Annotated in this window: 11 protein-coding genes; 5 read left to right on the forward strand and 6 right to left on the reverse strand. The window is 71.7% G+C overall.

Annotated elements, in window-relative coordinates; genetic code table 11:
• Positions 1-20 precede the first annotated feature (20 nt).
• Entirely contained in the window at positions 21-728 is a 708-nt protein-coding gene (locus tag SLNSH_RS02315) for a response regulator transcription factor (RefSeq protein WP_106335040.1), read from the forward strand.
• Between the two features lie 302 nt (positions 729-1,030).
• On the opposite strand, the gene SLNSH_RS02320 is transcribed toward SLNSH_RS02315, so the two are convergent.
• Positions 1,031-1,972 carry an alpha/beta hydrolase gene (locus SLNSH_RS02320; RefSeq protein ID WP_106335172.1) on the reverse strand — a complete coding sequence of 314 codons (942 nt, stop codon included), beginning with the start codon at positions 1,970-1,972 and terminating at the stop codon, positions 1,031-1,033.
• A 227-nt stretch (positions 1,973-2,199) separates the two neighbouring features.
• On the opposite strand from SLNSH_RS02320, the gene SLNSH_RS02325 reads away from it, so the two are divergent.
• Both SLNSH_RS02325 and SLNSH_RS02330 read left to right on the forward strand, forming a co-directional pair.
• Positions 2,200-2,466: a DUF6460 domain-containing protein gene (locus tag SLNSH_RS02325; protein WP_106335041.1), complete on the forward strand. Its 267-nt coding sequence runs from the start codon at positions 2,200-2,202 to the stop codon at positions 2,464-2,466.
• 4 nt (positions 2,467-2,470) lie between these two features.
• Entirely contained in the window at positions 2,471-3,817 is a 1,347-nt protein-coding gene (locus SLNSH_RS02330) for an MATE family efflux transporter (protein ID WP_342587852.1), read from the forward strand.
• 87 nt (positions 3,818-3,904) lie between these two features.
• Here SLNSH_RS02330 and SLNSH_RS02335 read toward each other — a convergent pair whose 3' ends face one another.
• Positions 3,905-4,237, reverse strand: a complete 333-nt coding sequence (locus SLNSH_RS02335) for a hypothetical protein (RefSeq protein WP_245421979.1) — start codon at positions 4,235-4,237, stop codon at positions 3,905-3,907.
• 114 nt (positions 4,238-4,351) lie between these two features.
• On the opposite strand from SLNSH_RS02335, the gene SLNSH_RS02340 reads away from it, so the two are divergent.
• Together SLNSH_RS02340 and pdeM are read left to right on the forward strand one after the other, a co-directional pair.
• Positions 4,352-7,036, forward strand: coding sequence for a ligase-associated DNA damage response DEXH box helicase (locus SLNSH_RS02340; protein ID WP_106335042.1), 2,685 nt, complete (start codon positions 4,352-4,354; stop codon positions 7,034-7,036).
• A complete protein-coding gene (gene pdeM / locus SLNSH_RS02345) occupies positions 7,033-7,749 on the forward strand; it encodes a ligase-associated DNA damage response endonuclease PdeM (RefSeq protein WP_245421981.1) in 717 nt (238 codons plus the stop codon). The genes SLNSH_RS02340 and pdeM overlap by 4 nt, the downstream gene beginning before the upstream one ends.
• Positions 7,750-7,751: 2 nt before the next feature.
• Here pdeM and SLNSH_RS02350 read toward each other — a convergent pair whose 3' ends face one another.
• The 4 genes from SLNSH_RS02350 to SLNSH_RS02365 form a co-directional block, all read right to left on the reverse strand.
• Positions 7,752-8,255 carry a DUF3429 domain-containing protein gene (locus tag SLNSH_RS02350; RefSeq protein ID WP_106335043.1) on the reverse strand — a complete coding sequence of 168 codons (504 nt, stop codon included), beginning with the start codon at positions 8,253-8,255 and terminating at the stop codon, positions 7,752-7,754.
• Positions 8,256-8,322: 67 nt separating this feature from the next.
• A complete protein-coding gene (locus tag SLNSH_RS02355; RefSeq protein WP_106335044.1) occupies positions 8,323-9,075 on the reverse strand; it encodes a TIGR02186 family protein in 753 nt (250 codons plus the stop codon).
• Positions 9,072-9,995: a sulfite exporter TauE/SafE family protein gene (locus SLNSH_RS02360; protein ID WP_106335045.1), complete on the reverse strand. Its 924-nt coding sequence runs from the start codon at positions 9,993-9,995 to the stop codon at positions 9,072-9,074. The genes SLNSH_RS02355 and SLNSH_RS02360 overlap by 4 nt, the downstream gene beginning before the upstream one ends.
• A 131-nt stretch (positions 9,996-10,126) precedes the next feature.
• Positions 10,127-14,023 carry an SEL1-like repeat protein gene (locus tag SLNSH_RS02365; RefSeq protein WP_146140166.1) on the reverse strand — a complete coding sequence of 1,299 codons (3,897 nt, stop codon included), beginning with the start codon at positions 14,021-14,023 and terminating at the stop codon, positions 10,127-10,129.
• Positions 14,024-14,243 lie beyond the last annotated feature (220 nt).

Genomic DNA, 14,243 nt, shown 5'->3' on the forward strand with positions numbered 1-14,243 from the left:
GTCTTCGCCGAAAGTCCACAATGCGGGACCGGTTAACGGGTTCGACCCTGGGGGAGGGGAGAGTGAGCGCGTCGCCACACACTCGGATCATCATCGCGGATGACCATCCGCTTGTCCGCGGCGCCCTGCGGACCGCTGTGGCCGGCGTGGCGCCCGATGCCGAGCTCCTGGAAGCGGGAGCCTTCGAGGAAGTCACGGAAAGGTTGGGCAAGGGCGCCGAGGTCGACCTCGTCCTCCTGGATCTGTCCATGCCCGGCGTCCAGGGCTTTTCCGGCCTGATGTACCTGCGGGCCCAGCACCCGGAGGTCCCGGTCGTCGTCGTGTCCGGCAACGAGGACCGCGGGGTCATTCGCCGCTGCATCGAATTCGGAGCCTCCGGCTTCATCCCCAAGAGCGTGGACGTCGACACCATGCGCACGGCCATCCGCGACGTGCTCGACGGCGGCACCTTCACGCCAGCCGACGTCGACCTCACCTCGCCCATCGACCGTGAGACAGGCGACCTCGTGAAGCGCCTCGGCAGTCTCACGCCCCAGCAGGTGCGCGTGCTGATGATGCTGTCGGAGGGCCTGCTCAACAAGCAGATCGCCTACGAGCTCGGGGTGTCCGAGGCGACCGTGAAGGCCCACGTCTCCGCGATCCTGCAGAAGCTCGGGGTGGAGAGCCGCACCCAGGCCGTGATCGCCGCCTCCAAGATCGCGGCGGGCCAGCCTGTCGCGGTGGAGTAGGGCAGGGCGCTTCCTGCGTTCTGAGCCTCCACGGCGAAGGGCAGCCGCCGCTGCCCTCGCAAGGCGGCCGTAGTCGGGCGTCACGCCTAATCCCTTCAGCCGTCATCCCCGGCGGCGCGCAGCGCCGGGAAGGGGATCCAGGGGCAGACGCGCAAGTATCGAGCTACTAGAATGGGTCAAGCCGGGCGCGCGCCGCCCTGGGTCCCTTTCCCCTTCGCGCCTGCGGCGCTCCGGCCGGGGATGACGGCGCAGTGTGAGCACAAAAGGGCCGGGGGCCCGGCTGGATGCCCGGCCGCTCCGCGTCACAACCCGCTTAGGAACGCGTCCGTCCTCGCCAGCGCCTGCTCGGTCAGCGGGCCGGGGAAACCAATGAACACGTGGGCGCCGCCGGGCCAGAGAGCCAGCTCCGCCGCGTTGCCGGCGGCGAGCCACCGCGACGCCATGAAGAGGCTATCATCCAGCAGCGGGTCGCGGGTGCCGACGGAGAACAGCGCCGGCGGCAGGCCGGTGAGGTCGGCGTGGATGGGCGAGACGTCCGGGTCGCGCACGTCGCCCTTCAGCCGCAGGAAGTTCTGCGCGAACAGGAAGATGTCGCGGGTGTTGAGGATGAGCTTCAGGTCGCCCCAGCGCCTGACGCTGGGCGTCTGTGCGAGGTCGTAGCACCCAGCCGTCAGGTTGGCCCCCCGGAAGGGCGTCAGCCCGTGCTTGTCGCGCAGGCGCAACATGGTGACAACTGAGAGTTGCGCCCCGGCGGACTCGCCGCCGATGAACAGCCGCTCCGTGCCGAAACGGGCCCCGGCCTCCCGCACGAGCCACAGCGCGGCCGCCTCGCAGTCGTCCGGCCCGGCCGGGTAGGGGTGCTCCGGCGCCAGCCGATATTCCACGGAGACGCACGCGAGCCCGCAATTGTGGGCCAGCCGCTCCAGCCGATCGTCCTGCATGTCGGCCGTTCCGAACACCCATCCGCCGCCATGGATATGGAGGTACACGCCTTTCGGGTTGTCCGGCGCGATCACGCGCAGTTCCAGCGGTCCGCCCGGCCCCTCGATGGTGATGGTCTTCGCCAGCGAGCTCGACGGGACCAGCGGAAAGGCGCCGAGCCCCTGCTTGCGCCGTTCGCGCACCACGGCGGGCGGCACGGACCACTGGTCCGGCAGCCCGGCGAGCTTGGCGATGATGTCGTCGTTGAGCCTGGCGGTTTCGGGATCGACGTTGGCGGGGTCGAAGGCGCGGGGATCGATCAGCATTGGCGTTTCCGGTTCTTGCGGCCGCATCAAAGCGCGGGGCGGCGCCGAGGTCCAGCGCCGAGCAGGCGGCGGCGGAATCCATCCGGCGCCCCTGGATGGCTCCGCTGCGCTCGCGATGACGGCGAGGAAGCAGCCAGGGCGGCGCCGGTCGTGAATCGGCCGCGATCGATGCTACATGAAGGGCTGCGAAGAACGCCCGGAACGGTCCGGGCCGGAGGAGGCTGATGGCCAACCAGGATCTCACCCGCATGCTCGGCGGCTCGCCGGGCTCCGTGCTGCTGAAGCTGATCTTCCTGTCCATCCTGGTCGGCGCCGCCCTGTCCCTGTTCGGCCTGACGCCTCCCGACCTGCTGAGGGGCATCAAGGACCTGTTCGACCGTGTGATGGACCTCGGCTTCGGCGCCGTCCGGGAGGTGTTCCGCTACTTCGTGTACGGCGCCGTGATCGTGCTGCCGATCTGGCTGCTGATGCGGCTGTTCGGCCGCCGCTGACGCCTTGGACGCCCAGGTTCCGCGCCGGCCCGTCCGGGCGACGGCGGCGAGCGTGGTCGCGCTCGCCGCGCCGCTCATGCTTGCGCACCTCACGGAGCCGCTGATCGGGCTCGTGGACACCGCCGTCATCGGACGGCTGGGCGAGGTTCACCTGCTCGGCGCCGTGGCCATTGGGGCCGTGCTGTTCGACATGCTGTTCTGGGGCCTGGGCTCGCTGCGGATGAGCACGGCCGGGCTCACCGCCCAGGCCCATGGCGCAGGGGATGACAGGGAGGTCGCACGGGCCCTGGCGCGCGCATTCTTGCTCGCGGCCGCCCTGGGCTGCGCCCTGATAGCCCTGCAGCGGCCCATCATGGCCGCGACCTTCGCCCTCATGGACGCCAGCCCCGCGGTGACGGCGGCCGCGCGCGACTATGTCGCGGTCCGTATCTGGTCTGGTCCTTTCGCGCTGGCCAACTATGCCGTGCTCGGCTCCCTGATTGGGCGGGGCCGCACGGATCTCGGGCTCGTGGTCCAGGTCGGGCTGAACCTGACGAAGGTGGCCGCCACGCTGCTGTTCGTCTCGGGCCTGCGCTGGGGCGTCGCCGGCGCCGCGTTCGCGACCCTCGTTGCGGAAGCGCTGGGGCTGGCTGGCGGCATTTGGGTCCTCCGTCGGGCAGGGGCCCTGCCACGCGGCGTCTCCTGGACGGAGATCATGGACGCCGCCGCCCTCCGGCGCATGCTGGCGGTGAATCGCGACGTGGCGATCCGGACGGTGGCGCTGCTCTCCGCCTTCGCGTTCTTCACCTCGCAGGGGGCCCGCGCCGGCGACGTCACGCTCGCGGCCAACGCCGTGCTCTACAATCTCTTCCTGTTCGGCAGCTATTTCCTGGACGGTTTCGCGACGGCCGCCGAGCAACTCTGCGGCCAGGCCCTGGGCGCCCGCGACGAGGGTGGCTTCCGCCGCGTGGTGCGGCTGACGCTGAATCTGAGCGTCGCCGTGGGCGCGGCTGTCTGGCTGGGCGCCTGGTTCGGCGGCGCCCGCTTCATAGACGCGGTGTCCACGAGCGCCGCGGTCCGCGACGCGGCCAAGGCGTTCCTGCCCTATGCGGCGCTCACGCCGCTGGTCGGAGCCGCCGCGTTCACCTTCGACGGGGTCTATGTCGGCGCGACCTGGACGGCGGCCATGCGCAACCTGATGTTAGCCGCGCTGGCGATCTACCTGGGGGTCTACTACGGCGCGCACGCTATGTCGGGGGCCTGGAGCAACGAGGGCCTGTGGCTGGCCTTCCTTGTGTTCCTGGCCGTGCGGGGCCTGGGCCAGGGTCTGCTCTACCGGCGGCTGGCGCGCTCCTCGTTCGCGACTGTCTGACATGGAAACGGCCCCGCGGGGGCAGCGGGGCCGTCCAGGATTCGTCGCGTCGGAAGGCTCAGAGGACGCGACGGCCTGCCCGAAAGGTCATTCGCACACGGTGCGGCGGATGCGGCGCCAGCCATAGTCCGTCAGCACGCGCTCGCGCACCACGTAGCAATCGCCGGCCACGTAAGTGGGCTGGGCCGCCGCTGCCGCGAGCGCTCCGAGCGCCAGGCCGCCGGCCAGGCCAGCCGCGACTGCGCCGCCGCCCCATCCGTGCCGGTAGCCGTAGTAGCCGTGATAGCCATGGTAGTGGCGTCCCCAGCCGTCGGCCGAGGCAGGGGAGGCGCTGGCCACCGCCGCGCCGCCCAGGGCGACCGCCGCCGTGAGGCCGACCAGGGACTTGCGGAGCATGGATGCGAGAGCGGTGGCGGTCATTGCGAAACTCCTCGGTTGGTGGGGCCCCGGTCGCCGCCCGGGCGCCGTTTTTCTGATCATTTGGCCTCCCTGCGTCGGCCATGGCGGCACCATGCCCGTGCTGAGACTGGGCCGATGTGTCGCCCCGCACACGGGTGCTGGCCTGCGCCAAGGGATGACGCCGAGGTCTTCGGGCGCTACCTGTTGGGCGTGAACGCCCCCGCGCCCGACGCCGCCCTGCTTCCGCCCCGCTTCGCGGCCTGGTTCGCGGCGCGCGGCTGGGCGCCGCGCCCGCACCAGCTGGCGCTGCTCGGCAAGGCCCGTGCCGGCCGCTCGGCTCTGCTGGTGGCCCCCACGGGCGCCGGCAAGACCCTCGCGGGCTTCCTGCCGAGCCTGGTGGAGCTGGCCGAGGCGCCACCGGGCGGGCTGGAGGGGAGGGGGTTGCACACCCTCTACGTCTCGCCCCTGAAGGCGCTGGCGACCGACATCGCCCGCAACCTCGAGGCGCCCATCGCCGAGATGGGCCTGCCGATCCGCATCGAGACGCGCACGGGCGACACCCCCGCGCACAAGCGCGCGCGGCAGGTGCAGCGCCCGCCCGACATCCTGATGACCACGCCCGAGCAACTGGCCCTCATGCTCGCGCACCGGGACGCACGCGCGCTGTTCCGGAACCTGCGCCGGGTGGTGCTGGACGAGTTGCACGCGCTGGTGACATCCAAGCGCGGGGACCTGCTGTCCCTTGGCCTCGCCCGCCTGTGGCGGCTCGCGCCCAACCTCACGAGCGTCGGGCTCTCGGCCACGGTCCGGGAGCCGGACGACCTCCGGCGCTATCTGGCGCCGCAGGGTCGTGGCGCCATCGCGTTGGAGAGTCACGGCGTCGTCGCGCCGGAGAGTCGCGGCGCCGTCGCCGTCCCGAACGGCGGCTTGGCGCAGCCCATGGCCGACCTGGTCGTGGTGGAAGGCGGCGCCAGGCCGGACATCCGCATCCTGGAGGGCGCGCGCATCCTGCCGCTCGCCGGGCACAACGCCGTCCATGCGCTCGGCGACGTGTACGAGGCCATCAAGGCGCATCGCACCTCGCTGGTGTTTGTGAACACCCGCATGCAGGCCGAGTTCATGTTCCAGGAGCTCTGGCGCATCAACGAAGACGGCCTCCCCATCGCGCTCCACCACGGCTCGCTGGACGTCGCCCAGCGCCGGAGGGTGGAGGCCGCCATGACGGCGGGGCAGCTCCGCGCCGTGGTGTGCACCTCCACCCTCGACCTGGGCATCGACTGGGGCGACGTGGATCTCGTCATCAACATCGGCGCGCCGAAGGGCGCGAGCCGCCTGATGCAGCGCATCGGCCGGTCCAACCACCGCATGGACGAGGCCTCTCAGGCGCTGCTGGTCCCCGCCAACCGCTTCGAGATCATGGAGTGCCGCGCCGCCCTGGACGCGGTCGAGGAGGCCGCCCAGGACACGCCCGACGCCCGCGTCGGGGCGCTGGACGTGCTGGCCCAGCACGTCCTCGGCATGGCCTGCGCCGAGCCGTTCGACGCGAACGAGCTCTTCGCCGAGGTGACCTCCGCCAGCCCCTACGCCGGCCTCCCGAGGGAGGACTTCGACCGGGTGCTCGCCTTTGTGGCGACCGGCGGCTACGCGCTCGCGACGTACGAGCGCTTCGCCAAGATCCGCAGGGGCAAGGACGGCCTCTGGCGCGCGTCGAACCCGCGCGTGGCCCAGCAGTACCGCATGAATGTCGGCGCCATCGTGGAGGCCGCCATGCTGAAGGTGCGTCTCGGCCGCATCAAGCATGCCCGCCCGGGTTCGCCCGGCGTGGTGGCGCGTGGCGGGCGCGTGCTGGGCGAGGTGGAGGAATATTTCGCCGAGGGCCTGCTGCCCGGCGACACCTTCGTGTTCGCCGGCGAGGTGCTGCGCTTCGAGGCGCTGGCCGAGAACGAGGTCGTGGTGTCCCGCGCGCCGGCCGGCACGGACCCCAAGGTGCCCTCCTACGCGGGCGGCAAGTTCCCGCTCTCGACCTTCCTGGCCGCGCGCGTCCGCGCCATGCTGGCCGACCCCGGCGAGTGGGGCCGCCTGCCGGGCGGCGTCGCCGAGTGGCTGGAGAACCAGCGCCAGCGCTCGCTTGTGCCGCGCCGGGACGACCTGCTGGTGGAGACGTTCCCGCGCGCCGGGCGCCACTACCTGGTCGCGTATCCTTTCGAGGGCCGGCTCGCGCACCAGACGCTCGGCATGCTGCTGACCCGCCGCCTGGAGCGCCTGCGCCTGCGGCCGCTGGGCTTCGTGGCGACCGACTACGGCCTCGCCGTCTGGGGCCTCTCCGACCTCAACGCGGCCGTGGCCCAGGGCCGGCTCGATCTCGCCGAGCTTTTCTCGGAGGACATGCTGGGCGACGACCTCGAGGAGTGGCTGGACGAATCCGCCCTGATGAAGCGCACCTTCCGCCAGTGCGCCATCATCGCCGGGCTGATCGAGCGCAACCACCCCGGCCAGCGCAAGACCGGCCGGCAGGTGACCATGTCGACCGACCTCGTCTACGACGTGCTGCGCCGGCACGAGCCCGACCACATCCTGCTCAAGGCCACGCGCCAGGATGCGGCGACAGGTCTCCTCGACCTGAAGCGCCTGGCAGGCATGTTGTCGCGCGTCCGGGGGCGAATCGTGCACAAGGCTCTCGAACGCGTCTCGCCGCTTGCGATCTCGGTGATGCTCGAGATCGGCCGCGAGGCGGTCTATGGCGAGGCGGCGGAGGACATCTTGGCCGAGGCGGAAGCGCAGATGATGGATGAGGCGCTGGGCGAGAGGGCGCCTGCGTGAACGCGCGTCCCCTGTCCTGGGCGCCGGGCGAGGCGTCCGAGGCGCCGCTCCCCGTCGGCGGTCTCGCGTTCCTGGCTTGCCGCTCCGGCGCGCTGTGGCTGGAGCGCGAGCGCCTCCTTGTCGTGGCCGACCTGCACCTCGAGAAGGGCTCCGCCTTCGCGGCCCGCGGCCGCATGCTGCCGCCCTACGACAGCCGCGCCACGCTCGCCGCCCTGGCCGCAGTGGTCGCCCGGTTCCGGCCAGCCACGGTGCTGGTGCTCGGCGACGGCCTTCACGACGGCCGCGCCCTGGAGCGCATCCCGGCCGAGGACCTCGCGGCGCTGCGCGCCCTCCAGGGCCGGGCGGACTGGATCTGGGTGGCCGGCAACCACGATCCCGTCGCCCCGGCGGGCCTCGGCGGCCAGGGCTGCGACGAGATCGTCGTCGGCGACGTCGCCTTCCGGCATGAGCCGAAGCCAGGGGAAACAGGGCCGGAGCTTGCGGGCCACCTCCATCCCGCCGCCAAGGTGGGGGGCCGGGGCCGCGCCGTGCGCCGCCGCTGCTTCGTCTCCAACGGACGCCGCTGCGTAATGCCGGCCTTCGGCGCCTACGCGGGCGGCCTCAACGTGCTGGACCGCGCCTTCGCGCCTCTGTTCGGCGCTCGTTTCACGGCCCACGTGGCCGGCGCGGAGCGCGTCTACACGGTCGCTCCCGCCCAACTCCGGCCGGACTGAGGCTATCCTTCCAGCCCCGGCGACAGCGCCAGGGCTGCGAGCAGCGTCAACACCACGGCTGCGGTCAGGATGAGACGCAAGGTCCCGTACCAGCGCGGCGCCGAGCCGCGCCACGCCAGCGCCACGTCGGACACGCATAGCACCAGGAAACAGCCGATCAGCACGACGAGGTCGTGGGGCCTGGGCATGAACAGCGCGCCCCACGCCACCAAGGGCGCCAGCACCGACATGGCGAACAGGCTTGGCGCGTGCGCGCGGTTGGGGATCAGCAGCCCCACCCCCCAGCGCACGCCGCCGAGGAAGGACGCGATCACCACCCCGTAGCCGACCAGCGCGGCCCGCGCCATGCCCGCCGGGAGCCCGTAGCGATGGTCCAACTCTACGAGGGTCGCCACCGTGAGCGCCACGAAGGGGATCACGCCGGCCGCCCCAAGCGCCATGGCGCTCGCCGGAATGGCCCGGTCGTCGGGCGCCAGGGCTTGCGGCGGGGCTTCGGCGGCTGTCATGGCGTCTCCTCGTTCGATGGCGGACAGCGATAGCGGAGGAGGCCGCCCCTGCCCAGAGGGCTACGGGTCAATCACGCCGGAAGATCACGGTGGCGAGCCAGCCGAAGGCGACGGACATCAACGCTGTGGCGGCCCCGTACCAGATCGGATGCTGGCGCGCAGCCTGCGCGACCGCCTGCTCGAAGCCGACCTTGGTCACCTCGAAATTGGTGTCCTCCCGCGCCAGCAGCACGCCGCCCGAGAACAGCGCCACATCCACGTCGTACCCGCCGAGGGGCGCCGTCGCCGGCACAGGCACCACGGCGCGGAAGATGGACGGCGTGATGAACGTCACCCCGCGCTCTTCCGACCGGTAGAGGCCCGCCTCGCGCTGGAGCCGGATCAGCGCGGTCCGGAAGGTCGGGTCGTAGATGAGGTCGTACCCGGCCGGGTCGAGGATTGAGTCCAGCCCTAGACCGAAGCGCCGCCGCAGGTCCGGCGAGGCGATCTGCACGATCGGCCGCGACGAGATCTGCGCCAGGGTCGTAGGCACGTCCGCGAACTTGCGCTGGGCGAGGTTCATCCAGATCGGCCCGAGCCGCACCTTCTGCCGGACCACGGTCGACGCGCGCGGCCCTGCCGCGGTGACCACCACGTCGTAAGGCTCCTGCCGGGTGACGCTGCGCCGCTCGTTGTCGATGACGCCGAAAATGACCAGCTCGGCGCCCGTATAGGTGGACGTGATCTGCACCCGGTGGCTGGAAAGGGACAGCACCATGGTCTCGGCGCGGGCCGCAGCCGCCCACCAGCAGGCCAGAAGCGCCAGCGCCGCCCTCCTCATCGGCGGATCTCGATCAGTCCGAGCGAGAACAGCTCGTCCGGCCGCAGCACGATCTCGGAGGCGAAGCGGACGCCGACGGCCAGCACGATCAGCGCCAGCAACAGGCGGAAGTGGTCGCCCCGGATGTTCTGGCCGGCCCGCGCGCCGAACTGCGCCCCGAACACGCCGCCGAAGACCAGCAGCATCGCCAGGATGATGTCCACCGACTGGTTGGTGGCGGCGTGCAGCATGATCGCCGCCAGCATGGTGAAGAGGATCTGGAACAGGGAGGTGCCGACCACGACGGCCGTGGGGACGCGGAACAGATAGATCAGCGCCGGGACCATCAGGAACCCGCCGCCGATGCCCAGCACCGCGCCCGCGAACCCGATCAGGATGGCGAGGAACAGCAGCGGCAGCACGCTCACGTAGAGCTTCGAGCGATTGAAGCGCATGCGCAGCGGCAGCCCGAAATACCAGGGATGCCCGGCCCGCCCGAGGGGCGCGGAGATCCCTTTGCGGGCGCTCAGCATCGCCTTCAGGCTCTCGGTGAGCATGAGCCCCCCGACCGACCCGAGCAGCGTGATGTAGGACAGCGTGATCACCAGATCGAGCTGTCCCAGTCGGCGCATGGCGTTGAAGAAAGCGACCCCCAGGACGGTGCCGACGACGCCCCCGGCCAGCAGCACGCCGCCCAGCTTGAAATCCAGCGCGCGCCGGCGCCAATACGCGATGGCGCCCGTCATCGACGAGGCCGCGATCTGGGCCGTTTCGGTCGCCACCGCCACCGCCGGCGGAATGCCGATGAAGATGAGCAGCGGGGTCATCAGGAATCCGCCGCCCACGCCGAACATGCCGGAGATGAAGCCCACGGCCGCGCCGATCCCCAGCACCAGGAAGATGCTGATGGGAAGCTCGGCGATGGGCAGATAAATCTGCACGGCGTTCGCCTTTCAACGGCAAGACGGAGGCGAATTCCATCAAGCGGACGGGCGCGCCGGCGTCAACGCCGGCCGGCTGAAGCGCGGCGGTTTGCCTGGCGCCGTTGCGCCGGCGCCGCGGCGCCGGGCCCTCAGAGCCGCGCCGACTTGCCCTTCGGCAGGGGCTGCTGGCCGATCGGCTCCTGCTCCCAGCCCCCCGCTGGCGACGCCACGTCGTTGACCTTGGGATCCTGCGGCTTGGCCTTGAACGCCTGCAGGGCCGCCTGGGCCGCCTTGAGGGCGTCCGCGTCCATCCGGGCGGCGACTTCGTCCCGCTTCTTGCCGGCGTCCTGGTCGCCTTGGGCGTAGGCGAGGGAGAACCAGAGCCAGCTCTCGCGCAGGTTCTGCTGCACGCCGAGCCCGCGGGCGGTCAGGATGGCCAGGTTGTACTGGCTGTCACGCACGCCGAGCTCCGCCGCCTTGCGGAACCATACGGCCGCCGCAGCGTAGTCGGGCTTGCCGCCCGCGCCTTCGGCGATCAGCACGCCGAGATTGTGCATCGCCTTGGCGTTGCCTGCGTCCGCCGCCCGCTGGTACCAGCTCTTCGCCTGGGCCAGGTCCTTCGGAACCCCGACGCCCTTTTCGTAGATGCTGCCGAGACGATACTGGGCCGGCGCAAGCCCCAGGCCCGCGGCCTTCTCGAACCATTTCGCGGCAAGCTTGGGATCGCGGGCCGCGCCGCGCCCGTCGTTCAGGCGGGAGGCGACTTCGTAGAGAGCCGCCGGATCGTTCTGCTCGGCCGCCTTCTGCAGGCCCTTGGGCCACTGCCCGGCGGGCAGGAGAATCGAGGGCTGGCCGATGTCCGGCCCGAGGGACGGGGCGTTCGGAAGAGGCGGGGCCGTGGCCACGGATGGCGCCGGCCCGAGGGAACCCACGGTGGTGGGGTCCTTGGCCTCGCCTGGCCGCGTGAAGGCGGTGGTCGGAGGGTTCACCGGCCCGGCCGCCGTGAACGACTGCGCGGGGGCGGATGGAGGCGCCGAGGCAGGCGCGGCGGCCTGCTTTTCGGGGGCGGCGGCCGGCGCCTTTGATTGCTTCGCGGGATCGCGCGCCGGGACGTCGATGCGCGGACCCGATGCGCCCGGGTCGGCGGTCTCGCTCTCCAGGAAGTTGCGCGCGACCTGGGCGCTGCTAAGCGCGAGCACGACGGCGGCGAGACCGATCAGGATGGGCCGGCGCTTCGCTTCCACGTAGGCGCGAACCTGGTCGACCTTCGACCCGCCCGCGGCCGCCGTTTCGGCGAGATCGGCTTCGGCCCGCTTGGCGGGCTTCGACTTCTTCGCGGGCTTCGCGGCGCCGTCTCCGGCGCGGATGGATCCCAGCAGGGACTTGGGCGCGTCTTCCGCCGCCTGGGCGGCCTGGGCGGCCTTGCGGGCGGCGGCGATGAAGCTCGCCTGCGCCGATTCCTGAAGCTCGCCGCGTCCCGCGTCGGGATCGGCCGCGGTGGGCGACGGCCTGCCGCTGCCCGGCTCCAGGGGGAGATCCTCGGCAAGATCCATGACCGGCAGCATCGGGGGCTGCGCGGGCCGCTCGGCGGCGGGGCGGGGCGCCGGCTTGGGTGCGGCCGGCCGACTCGCCTCCGGAGCCAGGGCCCGGGCGGCTTCGGCCGCCGCGGCGGCCGCGGCCATTTTTTGGGCGGCCGCGCTCGCGGCGGCCACGGCGGGGCGATCGTTCGGAGAAGTGGACGCAGCAGCCGGCGAGCCCGTACGGGTCGCCTTCTCGGCGACGTCCAGCAGCCGCACGCGGTCGCTCGCCATGTCGGCTTCGAGCATCCCGAGCCGTTCGACGATCTTTTCGAGGGTGTCGTGAACGGCCTCGAGCGTTTGCCGGGTCCGCACTTCTGCGAACTCGGAACCGCCGCGTGCCTGTCCGCCGCTGGAGAAGAGCGCCGCAGCCTGCTCGGCGGCCTTGCGGGCCGCGACATCGGCGGCTTCAAGGGCGCCGTTCTTGGCGTCGTCGATCTTGGCGAACAGGTCTCCGATGGAGCGCTCCATCGAGCGCAGGGCCGTAAAGCCTTCTCCGGACCGCTCCAGGGCGGCCGTCATGGATGACAGCTGGGCCGCGAGGTCGTCGAGCGACGGCGTGTCCTGGGGGGCGGAGCGCACTGTCTCCAGCTTCTCCCCGAGGGAGCGGATCATGCTCTCCAGCGGGCTCAGGTCGGGCGCCTCGGTCCTGCGCTCAAGCGTGGTCTGGACGCGGTCGAGCCGGCTGCGCAGGTCGTCGAACTCGCCGCGGTCGCTGTCGCGCGAAGAGGCCTCGATCTTCTGGCCGATGTCGTCGAGGCGACGCTCCAACCGTGAGAAGGTCTCCTCCGGATTGAGGCGCCCGAGCGCCTCCCGGATCTCTGCGGCCGCGTCGCTCAGCTCCGCAAGCCCCGACGCCGTCTCGCCGCCGCCCCCGCGCGAGCGCTTGGCGAGCACGAGGTCAAGGCGCTGGCCGAGGGCCGCGACCTGCTTCTCGAGCGGCTCGAGCGACACGGGGCGCGCGGCCTTGGCCACGGTCGCTCGTACGTCGGCGATCTGGGATAGGATGGTCTCGACCACCTCCGCGGGCATGCCGGCGGCCGGAGCGCGGTCGAGCTTGAGGGCGAGCTGGCCGATGTCCTCGCGCAGGGCCGTGAGGTTCGCGACAGGCCGGAGCTCGTCGACGAGCGAACGCATGTCGTCCATGACGCGCTGCGCCGGGCCCAGGATGGCGTCCGCCGAGCCGCTGCGGGCCCAGCTTTCGACGCGTCCCGCCAGGTCCGCGACGCTGCGTTCCAGCGCCGCGAAGTCGCTGCGGTGATGGATCGCCTGCACCGACCGGGCGAGGTCCGCAAGCTCACGGCGCATCGCCTCCACGGTGGGGAATGCGCGCTCGTCCATGGCGTCGATGCGCTGGGAGAGGTTGACGACGTCGCCGCGCAAGCCGTCGAGCAGCGCCGCGGTGCGCTCGTTGTCCTCTGTCCGGCGAGCCCGGGCGCCCTGTAGGCGTTCCTGGCGGGCGCGAATCTGCGAGATCGCCTCGTCCAGCGTGTGGGCGGGCGCGGTGGGCTCATCCTCGTCGTCCGCCGCGTCGAACGGCGCTGGCTCTGGGGAACGCCCGTCCAGGACGTCCAGAACGGCGGCGAGCTTCTGCTCGATCCGGGCGATGCGGGCCGACCGGGCGCGCTCGGCGTCGCGCTTGCTGTTCTGCTCGGTTTCCGAGAGCTTGTCGGCGATGTCGACCAGCCGGGCCTCGAGGTCCTTCATGGACGCCGTGGCCCGTGCCGAAGCAGATCCGTCCGGAGCCTGCGCCCGGGACTCGAGCCGCTGCTCGAGGCGGAGGATGGCGGTCTTGATGGGCTCGAGTTCGGTCGAGCTTTTCTGGCTGATCGACCGCTCCAGGGAATCCATCCGGCCCGTGACCAGCGCCAGGGCCTCCTTGAGCGCGGCGGACGTGCGCTCCTGGGCCTGCGCCAGCGACGTCATCTCGTCCCGGCGGCGCGTGTCCGAGCGCTCCATGAAGCGCACCATGGAATCCAGCGCCGTGGCCGTCTTTTCCTCGACGGCGTCCGTGCGGGCGCGGTTCTCCCGCATGGCCCGCTCGAGGATGGAGGCGAGGTCGTTGCGTTCGGGCAGGGGCTCGCCCAGGTCGCGCTCGTCGCGGATGGCCGAGCGCGGCAGGGCGGTGTCGGCGGCGCGCCGCGCGAGTTGCTCCAGCCGCGCCTCCAGGCTCGCCAGCTTCTCGGCGGCGCGCTCCTCTTCGGCGTAGTCCTGCTGGCTGCTGCGGCCGCGCTCGTCGGCGCCGGGTTCGCGGCGCTCCGGTTGCCCGCGCATGTCCGCCGGTTCGCGGCCTTCGCCCGCCTCACGCTGCTCGTGGGCCTCGCGCTGCTCGCGTTCCGAAGCGGTCTCGACGATCACCGTGTTGAGCCACTCCCCCAGGGTCATGCCGGCCCGGCGCGCTGCGTCCTTCGCGGCGTCTCGCGCGTTCGCGTCGACCCCCTTCACGCTCCACGGTATCGCCTGCTTCATGGTCACGCTCGTCCTGGCGGGCAGCCCGCTTCTGACGCTCGCGCGCCGGCCTGAGCCCGCGCGGGCGGTGAATCGGCCCTTTCGGGCCATGTTCACGGGTCCGACTTTTCTCGGGACAGGGTAAACAGGCCGTTAAGATCAGCCCTTCGCTTGTTAAGTTTCTGGTAGGGACGGCTTCAGGACAGGGCTCCCCGGCGCACCCGCTTCCATTCTGCGGGCT

Origin of the sequence: Alsobacter soli (assembly GCF_003004785.1) — a bacterium.
GTDB lineage: Bacteria > Pseudomonadota > Alphaproteobacteria > Rhizobiales > Beijerinckiaceae > Alsobacter > Alsobacter soli.

Coding starts and splice junctions, on each gene's coding strand:
- SLNSH_RS02315 (WP_106335040.1), top strand. CDS start 21: ATGCGGGACCGGTTAACGGGTTCGACCCTGGGGGAGGGGAGAGTGAGC.
- SLNSH_RS02325 (WP_106335041.1), top strand. CDS start 2,200: ATGGCCAACCAGGATCTCACCCGCATGCTCGGCGGCTCGCCGGGCTCC.
- SLNSH_RS02335 (WP_245421979.1), bottom strand. CDS start 4,237: ATGACCGCCACCGCTCTCGCATCCATGCTCCGCAAGTCCCTGGTCGGC.
- SLNSH_RS02340 (WP_106335042.1), top strand. CDS start 4,352: ATGTGTCGCCCCGCACACGGGTGCTGGCCTGCGCCAAGGGATGACGCC.
- SLNSH_RS02350 (WP_106335043.1), bottom strand. CDS start 8,255: ATGACAGCCGCCGAAGCCCCGCCGCAAGCCCTGGCGCCCGACGACCGG.
- SLNSH_RS02355 (WP_106335044.1), bottom strand. CDS start 9,075: ATGAGGAGGGCGGCGCTGGCGCTTCTGGCCTGCTGGTGGGCGGCTGCG.
- SLNSH_RS02365 (WP_146140166.1), bottom strand. CDS start 14,023: ATGAAGCAGGCGATACCGTGGAGCGTGAAGGGGGTCGACGCGAACGCG.